This window comes from Streptomyces sp. NPDC031111 (genome assembly GCF_055570675.1).
This window is the reverse complement of record NZ_JBVIGS010000001.1, coordinates 104,065-117,994: the sequence shown is the minus strand read 5'-3', so window position 1 is coordinate 117,994 and position 13,930 is coordinate 104,065. Positions and strand designations below refer to the sequence as shown.

16 protein-coding genes are annotated in these 13,930 nt (G+C 67.2%); 2 read left to right on the top strand and 14 right to left on the bottom strand.

What is annotated here, in order from left to right:
- Positions 1-15 precede the first annotated feature (15 nt).
- From ACZ470_RS00480 to ACZ470_RS00450, 7 genes are all read right to left on the bottom strand, one after another.
- Positions 16-2,190: a cell division protein FtsK gene (locus ACZ470_RS00480; protein WP_468423018.1), complete on the bottom strand. Its 2,175-nt coding sequence runs from the start codon at positions 2,188-2,190 to the stop codon at positions 16-18.
- Positions 2,191-2,351: 161 nt separating this feature from the next.
- Entirely contained in the window at positions 2,352-2,777 is a 426-nt protein-coding gene (locus ACZ470_RS00475) for an RRQRL motif-containing zinc-binding protein (protein WP_468423016.1), read from the bottom strand.
- A complete protein-coding gene (locus tag ACZ470_RS00470) occupies positions 2,774-3,871 on the bottom strand; it encodes a conjugal transfer protein (RefSeq protein ID WP_468423014.1) in 1,098 nt (365 codons plus the stop codon). The genes ACZ470_RS00475 and ACZ470_RS00470 overlap by 4 nt, the downstream gene beginning before the upstream one ends.
- Complete coding sequence (locus ACZ470_RS00465; RefSeq protein WP_468423012.1) at positions 3,871-4,533, bottom strand: GGDEF domain-containing protein; 663 nt, start codon at positions 4,531-4,533, stop codon at positions 3,871-3,873. Before ACZ470_RS00465 ends, ACZ470_RS00470 begins: the two co-directional genes overlap by 1 nt.
- Complete coding sequence (locus ACZ470_RS00460) at positions 4,530-4,820, bottom strand: hypothetical protein (protein WP_468424019.1); 291 nt, start codon at positions 4,818-4,820, stop codon at positions 4,530-4,532. Before ACZ470_RS00460 ends, ACZ470_RS00465 begins: the two co-directional genes overlap by 4 nt.
- A gap of 95 nt (positions 4,821-4,915) precedes the next feature.
- Positions 4,916-5,365, bottom strand: a complete 450-nt coding sequence (locus ACZ470_RS00455) for a transcriptional regulator (RefSeq protein WP_468423010.1) — start codon at positions 5,363-5,365, stop codon at positions 4,916-4,918.
- 45 nt (positions 5,366-5,410) lie between these two features.
- Positions 5,411-6,223, bottom strand: a complete 813-nt coding sequence (locus ACZ470_RS00450) for a DUF4097 family beta strand repeat-containing protein (protein WP_468423008.1) — start codon at positions 6,221-6,223, stop codon at positions 5,411-5,413.
- A gap of 553 nt (positions 6,224-6,776) precedes the next feature.
- Between ACZ470_RS00450 and ACZ470_RS00445 the strand changes: the two genes are divergently transcribed.
- Together ACZ470_RS00445 and ACZ470_RS00440 are read left to right on the top strand one after the other, a co-directional pair.
- Positions 6,777-7,544, top strand: coding sequence for a helix-turn-helix domain-containing protein (locus ACZ470_RS00445; protein WP_468423006.1), 768 nt, complete (start codon positions 6,777-6,779; stop codon positions 7,542-7,544).
- Entirely contained in the window at positions 7,544-8,017 is a 474-nt protein-coding gene (locus ACZ470_RS00440; RefSeq protein WP_468423004.1) for an NUDIX domain-containing protein, read from the top strand. Before ACZ470_RS00445 ends, ACZ470_RS00440 begins: the two co-directional genes overlap by 1 nt.
- On the opposite strand, the gene ACZ470_RS00435 is transcribed toward ACZ470_RS00440, so the two are convergent.
- From ACZ470_RS00435 to ACZ470_RS00405, 7 genes are all read right to left on the bottom strand, one after another.
- Positions 8,005-8,574: an HD domain-containing protein gene (locus tag ACZ470_RS00435; RefSeq protein WP_468423002.1), complete on the bottom strand. Its 570-nt coding sequence runs from the start codon at positions 8,572-8,574 to the stop codon at positions 8,005-8,007. The genes ACZ470_RS00440 and ACZ470_RS00435 overlap by 13 nt on opposite strands.
- An 11-nt stretch (positions 8,575-8,585) precedes the next feature.
- Positions 8,586-9,023 carry a GntR family transcriptional regulator gene (locus tag ACZ470_RS00430; RefSeq protein WP_468423000.1) on the bottom strand — a complete coding sequence of 146 codons (438 nt, stop codon included), beginning with the start codon at positions 9,021-9,023 and terminating at the stop codon, positions 8,586-8,588.
- 119 nt (positions 9,024-9,142) lie between these two features.
- The gene (locus ACZ470_RS00425) at positions 9,143-10,060 is read right to left on the bottom strand and encodes a hypothetical protein (protein WP_468422998.1); all 918 of its coding nucleotides are present in this window, start codon (positions 10,058-10,060) and stop codon (positions 9,143-9,145) included.
- A 2-nt stretch (positions 10,061-10,062) separates the two neighbouring features.
- A complete protein-coding gene (locus tag ACZ470_RS00420; protein ID WP_468422997.1) occupies positions 10,063-10,710 on the bottom strand; it encodes a Fe(II)-2OG oxygenase family protein in 648 nt (215 codons plus the stop codon).
- 183 nt (positions 10,711-10,893) lie between these two features.
- Positions 10,894-11,202, bottom strand: a complete 309-nt coding sequence (locus ACZ470_RS00415) for a hypothetical protein (protein ID WP_468422996.1) — start codon at positions 11,200-11,202, stop codon at positions 10,894-10,896.
- A gap of 263 nt (positions 11,203-11,465) precedes the next feature.
- On the bottom strand, positions 11,466-12,278 hold the full coding sequence (locus ACZ470_RS00410; RefSeq protein ID WP_468422994.1) for a DUF6551 family protein: 813 nt from the start codon (positions 12,276-12,278) through the stop codon (positions 11,466-11,468).
- Positions 12,279-12,624: 346 nt separating this feature from the next.
- On the bottom strand, positions 12,625-13,806 hold the full coding sequence (locus tag ACZ470_RS00405; protein ID WP_468422993.1) for an SUKH-4 family immunity protein: 1,182 nt from the start codon (positions 13,804-13,806) through the stop codon (positions 12,625-12,627).
- Positions 13,807-13,930: the final 124 nt, after the last annotated feature.

The following is a 13,930-nucleotide window of genomic DNA, read 5'->3' as shown; positions in this document are numbered from 1 at the left end:
AGCACCTTGTCGGGGCTATGCGGCGCCCGGCTTTTCGTTACGTTCCGCAATCGCCTTCGTGAGGTCGGCGCGAACGATGCCCCGGCGGGTGGTGCGGGTACCGTCGTCGGTCGTCCCCGCCACGTCGCGCGTCTTGATGCCGTGCGGCTTGAGGGCGCTGGTGACGTTCTCGCCCTTCCAGCCGCCGTAGACCTCCGGCCGCAGTTCGGCGAGGCGGGCGGCGATCCGCTCGTTCCACACCCGCTCCTCGGCCTCCGGCACCACGGCCGCGACGTCGGCGAGCAGGTCATAGGACGGGCCGGTGACCTCCTCGGGAGCCTCCCCGAGCGCGTAGCCGGACAGCAGACCGGCCTTTTCGCGCGCCTTGCGGGCGCGGGCGGCGATCGTGTCGGCGCCGGGGGCGTCGACGTAGACGCTAGAGACGATCCGGGCGTCGGCGCCCTCGCCGACGAAGTAGTGAATGCCCTTGTCGCCCCAAGCGAACATGGTCGCCCGCACGCCGCGCTTGTAGGCGGAGGTGCCCAGCACCATGTCGTTCTCCGTCTGGCCCATGACCTTGAGGCACCAGCGGGCGGAGGCGTTCGCGCTGATCCCGGTGGGCAGCGACTTGGCGTCCGGCCGCTGGGTGGCCAGCAGCATCACGATGCCGGTGGCGGGACCGCGCTTGACCAGGTCGGTGGCGATCTCCTCGAACTCCTTGCCGTGGTCGGGGTGCTCGAACAGCACCTGGCACTCATCCACCCCGACCACGATCGGGTGCAGCCCCAGCGACCGCTTGTCGGCGAGAGCGCTGGTCACCTTGTTCTCAGGGCAGATGTCGCGAGGCAGGGACCGGATCACCTTCACGCGGCGGCGCAGTTCCTCGCGCAGGGCGCGGAAGTCGGCGAGCGCGTACAGGATCGACTCGTCGTCGTCCCCGGCCGCGTGCCGGTGGGAGACGTTGTTGCCAACCGGATCGAGGTCGCCGGTGCCCTTCATGTCGTAGCTGTGCACCTCGGCACGCGGATCGAGGGCGGCGATGAGCAGCAGCAGACGCAGCAGGAACGTCTTGCCCATACGCGGGATGGCGCCGATGACACCCGCGATGAACATCAGGGTGATCTCGACCCAGCGCCCGCGCTGGTCGGTGCCGAACGCGACGGGCTTGAACAGGTCGACCGTGCCGGACTTGGCCAGCGGCCATGCGGGCTTCTTGGCCGTGTTCATGTCCTGGTCGCCGACCCACAGCACCAGGTGGCCGGGGTGTTCCGGCGCGGCCTCGGGCCACACGCAGCCCAGCGGGCGGCGCAGACCGGAGGCGAGGCGTTCGCGACGCTCAATGATGTCCGTGACCGTCACGCCGTACGGGAGTTCACCCTCCGCGCGCCAGCCGGGGCCGTCGCGGGTGATCGGGGCCGTGAACTCGAACCCGTCCTTGCCCTTGGCCTGTGCCTGGTTGATGGCCGGGATGCCGAGCGCTCCCAGGGCGCGCAGGACGATGTCCGACGTGAGTTTGGTGGCCTTGGGCAGTTCCACCGCCCGGTGGATGACCGGGGCGTCGGCCTGGCGGCCGGCGCACCCGAGTGCAAGCACCAGGGCGCCCACGGACAGGGCTTGCAGCCAATCCGGGGCCAGGATGTAGATGGCCAGCGCCAGACCGAGGCCGATGAACATGCCCAGCACGGTCACCAGGGTGCGCAGCCGTACGCGGCCGTCGCGCTGCCGCGACAGCTTGAGGTATTCGGCCGCGTCCTCGCGTCGGACGGCGGCGAGGCGGACCGGTTCGCCCTCGCGGTCGGCGACCCACCGCATGGTGCCTCCGACGAACCGGGCCGCACCGGTCGGCGCCTGCAAGGCGAGGCGGACGGCGTAGACCGGGGCGCGCAGGGCGTGATAGCCGATCGCGTGCGTGTAGTGGCGGGCCACCCATCCGGCCGCGATGCGCAGTTCGGCGGTCGACCGCAGCCAGACCGGGACGACGTCCCGTCGCCTTGCTGCGGCCAGTCGCCCCAGGTAGCCCGGTCCGGTCGCGGCCGGGGTCGGCTGATCGACCATGACGGTGGCGGTCGGGTCGTCCGACGCCGGGTCGGTCGGGGCCGACTCACGGGCTGCACGGGCCTTGTCGAGGTCGACCACGTTGTCCCCGGAGTCGGCGGCCATCTCAGCTTCCAGTCGGTTGAACAGTTCGTTGTCGTCGTCGGGATGCTTCACTGAGGGTTCCTTCCTGACATGGGAGGAGAGTCGGGGTTCGGTCATCGCTTTGGCCGGCTGAGGCCGAACCCCGACGGGAGACTTGAAAATACGGCCGGTACTGGCCAGTAACCCGGAAGAAAATTCCGCCCTGATTGGGGTTCCGGGTCGCATCGCGCGATTCAGGACCGGCGTGAGTCTTGACGGCTTGACGCGGTCGCTGTTCGTGCGGCGATGTGAGGCTCGGGGAAAGCGCAGGTCACACACATGCCGAGCGTGGGCGGGATGACGTATCCGGCGTCGTTTCCGCACTTGGGGCAGCGGCGGCGGGCGCGCATCATCGCGGCGTGTGCGCGCCACCGGCCTGGTGTCATCGGACGTACCGGGCGGGCGAGATCGGCGCGGTACAGGTACGCCGTCAGCGGCTCCCGCCGTCGGCGCGGTCGAAGGAGCTGAGCTGCGACGGCCTGACCTCCAGGCCGCATTCCGCGGCTGCGGAGTTGGCGGCGGGTGGCCAAGCCGTCGGGGGCACAGCGCCAGGGGTAGGTGGGGATGCCGAAGCGCTCGCCGGTCGGGTCGAAACAGTCGGCGAGCGTCAGCCGCTTCACGCGGCCTTGCCGCCATCGGCGGCACGCTCAGCAAGGATCGCGTCCCGCAGCATCCGCGCGTTCGCCGGCGACGTGCGCACGGTCCGGCGGATGCCCTCAGCAGTGATCTGCCAATCGGACCAATCGGCCGTCGCGGTGCGCGCCTCCGCGAGCAACTGATCGGGGGTGCGCTTGGGTCGGGGCGATCGGGCCACCTCGGGAACCCGGCCGGTCGCCCGGCGGGGTCGGGGGGAATCGGCCCCCACCGCCCGCCGCTTGGTCGACTCGATCGGCGCCGGGTCGACCGGTGCCGCAATCGCCGGTACGGGCTTGAGGGGGAGGGTCGACTTCACGTAGTCGACCGCCACCGGATCGGGCATCGGCAGACGCGTCAGGACGACCGGTGCCGGGGTCGATTCCGGCAGGTCAGCCGTAGACCGATTCCTCTTGGTCTCGGTGGATTCCTCCGCATTTGCGATCCCGGCGAACATGGCTGACAGAGCCGCGTCCGCACCGTCCGTGACCCGATCGCGCTGGACGTCCAGCAGCCTCGATCCGAGCGCCACATCGCCGACGCCGACCCTGCGGGCCAGACGCCACGACTTGCGCTCCGACCACTTCTTGACCCGATCGCTGGGGTGGTTGGCCGCGCGGGCGCGGTGGTAGGCGAGGGCCTGCACTACGGCGACGGCGCGGCGTTCGGCCTCCGCGTCGCGGCCGTCGGTATGGACCACGATGCGACGCGCGAGGAACGCCATGCCCTCGGCCGACACGCACATGCCCATTGGAGTCACGGCGTAGATGACCGTCCGGCCCGCGTCGGGCCCCGCCATGGCGGCCATGACCGAGGCGGCGGCGGGCAGGGCCCACAGCCCGAGGCGGACGATGCGCGGCGAGGACTGCCCCAGCATGGTCAGCCCCAGCAGCACCAGGGCCAGCACGGCGGTCGCGCCCTCGCCGGCGGCGACCGCACCGAGCGCGGTTCCCTCGCCGTAGGCGCGGCTGATGTTGCTGAACGTCCCGATGCCTCCGGCCACGCCGGTGGCCAGCATCGGCACGAACGCGGCGACCAGAACAGTGATCTGTGCCTTCGTCAGCGGCTTGCGTCCGGTCATCACGCCACCTCCTTGGCGGTGCCCGACCGGCCGAAGCGACGGCCGTGGACGGTGGGCAGCGCGGGAGCCCTCTCCCACCTCGGGGCGATGCTGAAGCCCCCGCCCTCCTGCTTAATGCGGTACATGTGCTCATCGGCCAGCCGCAGCAGGGCGGACAGGTCGGCGGGTGCGCGCCAGTAGCGGGCCACCCCGATCGAGACGTGCACGTCGATGGCCTGGCCCTCGAACGGCACCGGCCGTTCAAGGCTGCGGACCAGGTCCAGCAGCTTGGCGCTCAGGTTCTCCGTGACGGTGGCTTCCTCGCCGCACACGTCGGTGACGGCGGCGAACTCATCCCCGCCCAACCGTCCGGCCACGCCGTGGTGCCCGGCCGCCCACGCCCCCAGACGCATCCCGGTAGCGCGGATCACCGCGTCACCGGCCGCGTGGCCGTGGGTGTCGTTGGTCTGCTTGAACCAGTTCAGGTCCAGCACGAGCACGGCGCGCTGCTGTCCCTTCGACAGCGATTTGCGGGCCCGCTCCTCGAACGCGTCGCGCGTCCACAGCCCGGTCAGCGGGTCGCGGCGGGCGGCCTCGATCCGGCGGGTGAGCCGCAGCGCGTGGACCGACCAGCCGACCAGTAACGGCAGGCCAGCGGCGGCGGCGGACATCAGCTCACTCATGCCGCTTCCCCCGTTCCCGGCCGGTGGCCGCGCGCGGCGCGCAGGAACGGCACGGTGCGGGTGAGCGCGTCGGCGTACAGGGCGTCCCAAGCGGCGATGTCGTCGCCGTCCTCGGCCTCCCGGCGCAGGTCGGCGAGGATGTCACGGGCCGCGTCCTCACGGGCCGCGCGCTCCTCGTCCTCCTCGGGGACCAGCGGGCCCCGGAACAGGTCGACGTCGACGCCGAGCGCCAGTTCCGCGAACTCCAGGTCGCCGTACGCCTCTTGGCCGGCGACGAAGGTGCGCATGCGCATGGTGGATCTCTCCTCTGGATACGTCGGGATGACGCGGGGCGGTCGGCTGTCCTTGTCCGGGAGTGCGACCGCCCCGCGAAGAACGGGGGTCAGACGGTGGCGATGATGAGCGCGGCGACCAGCAGCCACAGGTGGTGGAAGGACTGGTCAAGCGCGTAGGCGCCGGTACCGATGTGCGGGTTGTCGTCGTGGCCCGCGCGCGGGGCACCGAGCCGGTAGAACTCGCCCTTGCCGGTCACCTTGGCCAGCCACGCGAGCGTGGTGCGCCGGTCGGCCCACCAGTGCGAGGCCGCGTCGACCGTGAGTCCGGCGACGATGCCGAGTACCGACAGGTGCAGTCCCAGCAGTGCGGCGGCCGGGACCAGGACGGCGATCTTGGTGAGCGTCAGGGTGGCGACGTGCCGGGCGTTCGCGAGGCGGCCGACCCATCCGGGACGGCCCTTGTGCGCGGACTGGTGCGAGGTCTGCACCCAGTGGTCACCCACGCTGTGGGCGACGTACAGGGCGATGAAGACGGCGCCGAAGGTGGCAGCGTGCACGGTGGCGGACTCCTGTCCGGGTGAAGGGGTGGACGGCGCCGGGGGCTAGCTGATCTGGACGTAGCCGCTGGTCACCCGACGGCGGACGTTCAGGTGCGAGGCACCCGTGATGCGCGCGCACCCCGACGTGGCGCTGACCGTGAGGCGGCCGGTGGCCTGCGAAGTGGCGGCCATCCGGACGTTGCCGGAGGTGAGGTTCAGCCGGGTGTCGTGGCCGCTGTAGGCGCCGACACTGAGGTTGCCGGAGGTCAGGTTCACGTCCAGCGGGCCGGTCACCTCGCCGACGATGACGCTGCCGCTGGTGATCGTGGCGTCCAGATCTCCGACCCGCTCAGCGGTCAGGGTGCCGGAGGTGCCGTCGTACTCCAACCGCGCCAGCGTGCCCGTGATGACGCTGTCGGCGGTGCGCGTGCTGATCAGCGCTACGGATTTGGCGGGCAGGTGGATTTCGGCGGTGATCGGGGTGACCGAGTCTCCGGCCGGGCCGGTGGCGGTGACCTCGCGGCCGTTGATGAAGACCTTGCCGCCGCCGTGGCCGCTGACGTAGACGTTGCCGCCCACGATCTGCACGCCGTTGCCGCCTGAGAACGTCATGGTGTTGCCGCCCACGCGGATGGTGGTGCTGCCGCTCATGCCGCCGGCGACATCGGGGACGCGGACCTTGAGGTTCTGCCCCGTGAGGCTGACGGCGGTGTCGCAGATCGCGTCGGCGGACGGGCCGGAGGTGGCCTCGGTCTTCAGCACCACCCGCGCCTGCTTCAGCGCGGGGTCGACGGCGACGCGGATGCTGCCCGCGTTCATCGTCAGGTCCAAGGCGATCGGGCCGAAGGCGTCTACGGGGATGATGCGCTCGGTCATGGAAGAACTCCTGACTGCGTCGGGATAGGGAGACCAGGCGCGGCGGGCTGTCCTTGTCCGGGAGTGCCGCCGTACCGGAAGTCAGTGATGAGCTGTGCGCCCGCGCAGCGGGCGGGCGATCAGGCGCGAGGGTCTGCCCTCGTCAAAGGTTCTGCGGGCTTCAGATCAAGCAGTGCCGACTATCGCCCCAAGAGGCGTAGTCGGGCAGGTCACCCGGCCCGACATGGGCGGTCGGGATGATGACCCGCACCCATCGACCGCCCGTGTCCAGGCGGCTGGGTCGGCACTCTGTTGAGTTCTTCGCAGGACGGAATCCGGGCCTAGCTATCCGGGCCCTGCGTAAGGAACATGTATTACGTGTTCCTCATCTTGCAGAGGAAGGTTCGCCCCGTCAAGCCCTTCGGCTTTGTGGAGTTCGGCGAGACCCTCGCGCTCGATGTACCTACAGACTGGCCTCGGCGCCGACGACGAGCGACCCCGTACCTGTACGACTTGGATCGCTCTTAGCTAGCGTGAAGTCGTACCAAGTCGTCCCACGAAGGCGGAGGTTGACGTGGCGAACGAGCGACTGAGGGGCGCCATAGTGGACTTGGGCCTGACCATCGACGAGGTGGCCCAACAGCTGGGAGTGGCACCCAAGACGGTCGAACGATGGATCAACGATCCTGAACGCAAGCCATACCGTCGCTTCCAGTACGCGACAGCCTCACTGCTGAAGTGCGAAGTGTCGTACCTGTGGCCGGACGAGCGGACATCCGCAGAGGTCACCGCCTCCGGCAACGCAGAGTTGGTCAGGCTCTATCCGCACCGCTCCGTGGTGATGCAGACCCTCTGGACTGACCTGTACTCCAGGGCGAGGCGGCAGTTCGATGTGCTGGTGTACTCCGGGTTCTGGCTGACCGAAGACGCGACTTTCCACCGCATCGTGAAGGAGAAGTCAGCCGAGGGAGTACCGATCCGCTTCCTGATGGGGGAGCCGGCGTCGCAAGCGGTGGCCGTACGCGGAAACGATGAGGGGATCGGTCCAGCAATGGCAGCGAAGATCCGGAATGCCCTCGTCAACTATGGCCCGCTCTTCGGCCTTCCCGGCGTCGAGTTCCGCCTGCACGACACGACCCTCTACAACTCGATCTACCGAGCCGATGACGAGATGCTGGCGAACGGCCACATCTACGGCGTTGGCGCCTACCTGGCACCTGTGCTGCATCTACGACGCGTGCCGGGCGGCGAACTCTTCGACGCCTACGCTGAGAGCGTGGAACGAGTCTGGGAGTCTGCCCGGCCTATCTCCTCGCCCGCCGACTGGGAAGGCAAGCACTGATGAGCCGTATCGACTACTTCCGCGACCCGAACGCCCCGAAGGCCAACTCAGTCGTGCCCTCGGTGACGGCGGTAGTCCGGGACGACTCGGGACGACTTCTGCTCATCCACAAGACCGACAACGATCTCTGGGCACTGCCGGGCGGCGGCCACGACATCGGCGAGCGCATCGGTGACACGGTCGTCCGGGAAGTCTTGGAGGAGACCGGCATTCAGGTCGAGGTCGACAACATTGTCGGGCTCTACACCGACCCTGAACACGTGCTCGCCTATGACGACGGAGAGGTCCGGCAACAGTTCTCCATCTGCTTCCGGGCCCACCCCGTGGGCGGCTCCCTGCGTACGAGCAGCGAATCCAAAGAAGTCCGCTGGGTCGACCCAGCGGACCTTGACGGCTTGGACATCCACCCGTCGATGATGCTTCGCATCCGGCACGGGCTAGACGAGACGCGGCGAGAGCCCTACATCGGCTGATCGCTGGCAGGGGCTTGCGCCAACCGCTTCTCAACGCGGCCGGCCGCCGCGTGGATCTCCGGGGCAGCACGTTGGATGAACCGCCCCACGATCGTGTCCGGGCCGTATCGCTGCACGATCTCGTCCAGCCGTTCGGCGGGCGTGGTCTGCGTCCCGTCCGGCGTCGTCGTCATGTCGCAGTAGAGGAGTGCGTCGACCAAGTCCGGACTCACTAGCTGGAACTCGTCCTCCAGCTCCTGCCTCAGTCCCCGTTCCTCGGCTTCAAGGAGAGCGCAAGAGTGGTGCGCCACGAGACGCACCACCCGTTCGTCTGCTCGCTCCTGGTCTCGAAGGAATCGCGCGCCGTCCAAAGGGTGAAAGCCCGTGGTGGCGATGGCCGGCGAGTACCCGACGTCATGCAGCACGGCGGCGGCCTCCAGTAGCTCCGCGTCGTCGCCAAGGATGGGGCTCAGGGAGCGAGCACGCTTGGCGACCCCGAGGGAATGTGCCCAGCGGCGTGGCAGCGGTTCGGACAGCATCGTCTCGGAGAGCCCGTAGGCCCACTCAGTCAGTCCCATGTCGGCCAAGACTACGGCCGCGCGGTGGGAGTCGGGAGGGCACGTACCGTGCGCCCCCTCCCGTGAACAGTGGCGAGCAAGCCGTTCCCTTCCATCTGCGCCAGGACGCGCCGTACGGCGGTTCGGGACGCACCGAACCGCTCGCACAGTTTCGCCTCCGACGGGTACGCGTCACCTACCGACAGCGAATCCTCCATGATCACATCCACCATGCGCTCATCGAGGGATCGCCGATCGCCGCTCCGGGCCGGACGCCATCCGATGCCGGGTGCGGACTCGACCACGCCGTCAGCTTCGAGGACCTTGAGCGCGCGCCGGATGGTGTTACGCGAGACGCTGTGCGAACGCATGAGTGCCGCCTCAGACGGCAGGGGCTCGCCCTCCTTGATCTCTTTCCGTAGCGCTTCCGCAATGACCAGGTAGGTTCCGCGCGGACTGGCCTCCGGCACTTCGGCTCCTCTCGCGTCGCTCCGTCGCTCGATGCCAAGGGTCGCACGACCGCGTCAAACGCGGACCGGGGCGCCGCCGCCTACTCGCCGCTCGGCCCGCCGTGTCCGCCCGCACTCACCTAATCGTTCCCGTAGTCCGGTTCAATGAAGTCGTCAGGGTCTCCCTCCGTCTCGAAGGTTTCGGGGAGTCCCGCCTGCACGATTAGCTCATAGCCATTGAGGATCAGTAGACATGTGGAACAACTAAAGTAATCGGAGTCGACCGTTATCGACACCGATACTTCATAGTCCTCTTCACTGATTCGCTCGTAATGGTAGTCAGTATCTGAAACCATTTCGCCCTCTAGGCGCCCTTCGGCCCCACAAGCGGGACAGGTTTCCACTGTTCGATACTTGAGACCTGCATCGACATCCATACTGCCGGGCTTCCACTCAGCGGCAACCTTTGCAGGCAACGTCCCGCTTCGATATTGCGACAGACGCTGCTTGGCCCGCTCGATTAGAGCTTCGGTTCGATGCTCAATATTCTTGGCATTCTGTGACAGATGAGCGGTGACGGTATCCTCTCGATCAGTTCCGACGAAGTCTCCAATCTCCATATCCAGAGCGGATATCAAAATCACCGCTTGCGCCCAATACCGTGGCCACCAAGCATGAGGCGGAAGCGTCGCAAAGCCAACTCCACCGCCATGCAGGTACTCATTTCGAGCGTTCGTAATCTTTGCAGCCTCGGCCAGGCTGAACGGCTTGAATGACCGCTGGCAGCGGGTGAACAGGGTCTTGGCCTTCACCGATGTGAACCGCGCATCGCCTTCCATGAGGCCACTAGCCATTAGCAGGTTGGACCCGTCCTCGGTCGGCTCTGCGATCAGGAGCGGGTTCACCCGAGCCAATGCAGCTTTTGCCAGCAACTCCAGCGCGAGGGAAGCCCAAAGCGCCTGCTCGTCAAAGGATCGAGACTCGTCGTCATCCATCGCTCGATTAATGAAGAGCTTAGCCTTGACCCAAAGAGCCTTGTGATCGTACGGCAAAACCACGGCTATTCACCCTTCAAGCGAAAACTAACTCTTTCGATAACGCGTTCAGGATCATCGACAGCGGAAGCCCTTGCATGCAGCGCCCGGCGATTATCAATCAAGAGCAGCTTGCCCGGCGCGTCCCACAAGAACTCAACAGCGGCGGCGGCAGCTTCGCTGAAGAACTGAACGACGTCCCTCGCCCGAGCGTCGCACGGAATCATGCACCCTGGGTCATAACGGTATCTGCCGTCAGAAAAAGCGGGACTATAGAAGCTATCCCGTCCATTCTGGACAAGAAATATACCGTGGGACACATACTCGGGAGGATAGGAGAACGCATCTCCGTACTTGCGTATCCAGAGCCGGGTGGGCGTTTCACTCGTATTTTCACAAGCTAGTACAACAAAGTCTGGAGGATCATCCAAGTGCGCCCCGTCGGTGTGAAGCGGCTGCTCTCCCTTCCCGAACTGTGCGCTGAGCGAATTCTTCCGAGCCTCATCGCGGCTTCGTGGGCGCAGAGTTGTGACGGGCGACTCACCGCGCCTGTTCGCTACCTCGATGAGCCCTAGGCTGGCGGCCTCAAGGCGGATCGCATCGAGGCTGCCGAGTCCTGCCGCCCAACCTGTCTTCTTTGCCTCAGAGATCAGAGGTTCGAGCACTTTGACCATGCTCATCTTGTATCGCACTTCGGGGGTGGCCCGCTTGGTTATTGACGAACTTGTCCCCGCTTCAGCGCACTGCGGATGGTCACTGGCCAAGAAGACGGCGGCCGCAACCTCCAAGTGAGGCTGCGGCCGTCTTCCGTTTGAGTCTTCACTCCAGCCCGCACATGACTTCCGTACACCGATCGGTTACTGGGCTGCCCGGGGACCGCTCGTGACTGTCGAAGCCGGATTGCGCACCGGAGCCTCGGACCCATTCCTCGTCGAATCGATGAAGACGAGCACGACCACGACGATGCACGTGAAGACGAAGCCGAAGAACATGAGCCGCTGCTTCTGCATCGCTGCGACGCGGCCTTTCGAGTCACTCGCGATGATCTGATACTTCGACGTGCGATGCTCGAAGAACTTGTTGATCGCATTGCTGGGTAGGTTTTTGACCACCCGAGCTAGGGCGAGCACCAAACCGACGGCACCGGCAGGGATGATGGCCCACACTGGTGCACCATCAGGAAATTGAAGAAACACGTTTCGCTGACCCTCTTCGCTGCGGTCGGCAAGACAAGAGCGACATCGGCGGCACGCCTCGCTCAGGGCAAGGGGTAGCTCGATGCCTGTGAATGACGGGACACGTAGGACGCAGCCCAGCCGCAACCGCGTGACAGCGTCAGTGGGCGCAAGCCAGACCAGCGCACGCTCAGGTCAAGCCGGTGAACTCTCGCCTTCCTGCTGTAGGCGGAAGGCGCCGGCTCATCGTCGAGTTAGGCCTCAATACGGTTTTCGGCCTTGCGGCCCCGGTTCCAAGCGTTCACGACCACGCGGTACGCAGTCGTCACGCGCGACCCAGTTCCGCCGTTGTTGAATCCGCCACGGGACGATTGGCTGAGAATTTCGGAGCGCCACTTGGCAGCCGTGCCCATGCCCGCCATCTTCCTGGCAAGCTCCACGTCATCGATGAGATTGCCCCACCGGCCGAGAAACACCCCGATACCTCCAAGCAGCATGCCGTCCCAGGTTTCGGCCGACCTTCCCCAAGCCGCCTCGGCGACCGTCAGAGTGCGGTCGAGTACGGCCGCGCCGTAGCGCTCGGTGATCTGAAGCACACCGGACACGGCACCGACACCGTTAGTCGACGTGGAGCCGAGAGACAGAGCGTGCTTCTTCAGGACGTGGTCGGTGTCGACGTAGAGAAGAACGCCCCCTGTGAGCCCCACATGGAACTCATCGATCGGGCGCGGCTTGTGGGATTCCTGATTTTTAATCAGGAACAGCATCGCTTCCTGCGCCTGCGTGAGCCCGTGGTGGACCTCAGCGATGAGGGTGCTGACGCCGGCCAGGGCGCAGGCGCGCCACCTGTGTTGCCCGTCGACGATGTAGCGGCTGCCGTCATCACGCTGCGACACGATGATCGAACCGAGCGCTTCAGGGACCATCCTGCTTGCGATCTTCTGGGCACGTCGCTCGTTCAGCGTGCGCTGCGCCTGAGGGTCAATGTTCAGGTCCGCAATCTGGACTTGAACCCCGTAGTCCACCTTGTGGGCGGGGATGCGGTAAGCGTATCCACCCGTGTGCATGCCTGTGCCTTTCAGCCATGTCGTTCGCTGTTAGGCGCTGCTTTGGGTGGATGTGCGGCTATGCCGGGCGTGAGGATACAGCGCGTGCGCAGTCAATCACACTGCGGGCATCCGCTTCAACCGGCTGTCACGGCTGAGAGGCCTGAGGCCCGTCTCAGTTCCCGTCTCGTTCATCCCCATTCGCGGCCGTCCGGAGCCGTTCACTGAAGCGTTGTGGGCAGGGCTAGCGCATGGGGATGAACTCCGCTGAACGAGTCCGGATCGCGCTCTGAACAGCACAGACAAACCTGCAAAGCGAGGTACGCGGGTTCAATTCCCGCCACGGCCTCCATGGCGGGCGGGGTTCTCAGAGAACCCCGCCCGCCTCGTCCTGGAACAGCTCCGTCCAGTAATGCCAGTCCGCATCCGTGGCCGTGCCCGTCGGGTCGATGGACGACAGGACCTGAATCATCGTCAGCGCCAGCTGGTCATACGTGTCGCTGGTCAGCGCGTGGCCCGACTCCTCGTCGATGGCGCGCTCGCGGTGGAGCAGCCACAGGGTGAAGGCGAGCGTGGAGATGTCCGTGTTCAGGGCGTGGAGGGAGGCGTCCGCCTCGTTCCAGCTGTGGACCGCGCCCGTGGTGCCGTCGACGACCAGGCTGTGGTCGTCTACCAGGTACCCCAGGCGTATCAGGAGCTCGGGCCGGACGCGGAGGCGATCGGCGGGGAGCTCGCCCTCGCGTTCGTCGGCGTAGTACTCGGCGAGCGTGCGCAGCGGCAGATCGGTGTCCAGGGAGAAGAGGAAGCCGTCCTCCGGCAGACCCGTCTCGCGCAGGAAGCGGCGGGTCGGCTCGTGCGTGAGCGTCGTCGGGAAGTCGACCTCCTCGAAGCGGACCACTCCGCCCCGGCCGAACTCGTCGTCCAGCAGGCGCACCGGAAGGTCCAGGGCCAGCCCCGAGGCCGTGCCCGGGCCCGCCACCAGGGCCAGCGGGCGGATCAGCGCGGCCATCCTCCAGAACGGCGCCGGCTCGCCGTCCGTGCCCTCCTCGAACACCGCCAGCAGCTGCTGGGACGCCTCCGCTACCGCCTTGGTTCCGTAGCGGCCCGCGTAGGCGGCGAACTGGCCGCGCAGCCCCGCCAGTTCGTCCGTCGCCGCGGCGAACCGCACCAGGGTCGGCAGGGACGGGGCGAGCGGGCGGCGGTCCATCAGGTCGGGGCGGTCGTGGAAGAAGTACGTCGTCGAGACCTCGCCGGTCGCCCCGTCGAGCAGCACCGACTCCGTCTCCAGACCGCGCGGGCCCAGCAGCCCGCCGATGACCAGCTGGTCCCGCAGCTCGGCGGAGAGCCGGTCACCGGGGTCGCCCGTCGAGTCGCCCACGGTGCGCGGGCCGCCCTGTCGCGCCAGCTCCGCGAAGCTGAACAGGCCGCTGTCGGCGGGCAGTCCGGGGCCGGTCAGCCAGCCGCGTGTGGACGCGTGTGTGATGTGCGGATCGAGATCGGCGTCGGTGAGTGTGATAGCCGCCGCGACAACGGTGTCGGTCGTGCTCATGATTCCCCCGCGATACGTGTGCTCGGCCCCGGGTTCGCGAACGCCCCGCCCGGGCAGGACGGACCCGGCCCTCACGGACCCGGCAGCCGTCCCCCACTGCTCGGAACACTACGCGCCACCACTG

What these genes read in the sequence shown, in the direction of transcription:
- ACZ470_RS00470 (WP_468423014.1), bottom strand. Translation starts at nt 3,871, where the DNA reads ATGACCGGACGCAAGCCGCTGACGAAGGCACAGATCACTGTTCTGGTC.
- ACZ470_RS00465 (WP_468423012.1), bottom strand. Translation starts at nt 4,533, where the DNA reads ATGAGTGAGCTGATGTCCGCCGCCGCCGCTGGCCTGCCGTTACTGGTC.
- ACZ470_RS00460 (WP_468424019.1), bottom strand. Translation starts at nt 4,820, where the DNA reads ATGCGCACCTTCGTCGCCGGCCAAGAGGCGTACGGCGACCTGGAGTTC.
- ACZ470_RS00450 (WP_468423008.1), bottom strand. Translation starts at nt 6,223, where the DNA reads ATGACCGAGCGCATCATCCCCGTAGACGCCTTCGGCCCGATCGCCTTG.
- ACZ470_RS00440 (WP_468423004.1), top strand. Translation starts at nt 7,544, where the DNA reads ATGAGCCGTATCGACTACTTCCGCGACCCGAACGCCCCGAAGGCCAAC.
- ACZ470_RS00435 (WP_468423002.1), bottom strand. Translation starts at nt 8,574, where the DNA reads ATGGGACTGACTGAGTGGGCCTACGGGCTCTCCGAGACGATGCTGTCC.
- ACZ470_RS00420 (WP_468422997.1), bottom strand. Translation starts at nt 10,710, where the DNA reads ATGGTCAAAGTGCTCGAACCTCTGATCTCTGAGGCAAAGAAGACAGGT.
- ACZ470_RS00410 (WP_468422994.1), bottom strand. Translation starts at nt 12,278, where the DNA reads ATGCACACGGGTGGATACGCTTACCGCATCCCCGCCCACAAGGTGGAC.
- ACZ470_RS00405 (WP_468422993.1), bottom strand. Translation starts at nt 13,806, where the DNA reads ATGAGCACGACCGACACCGTTGTCGCGGCGGCTATCACACTCACCGAC.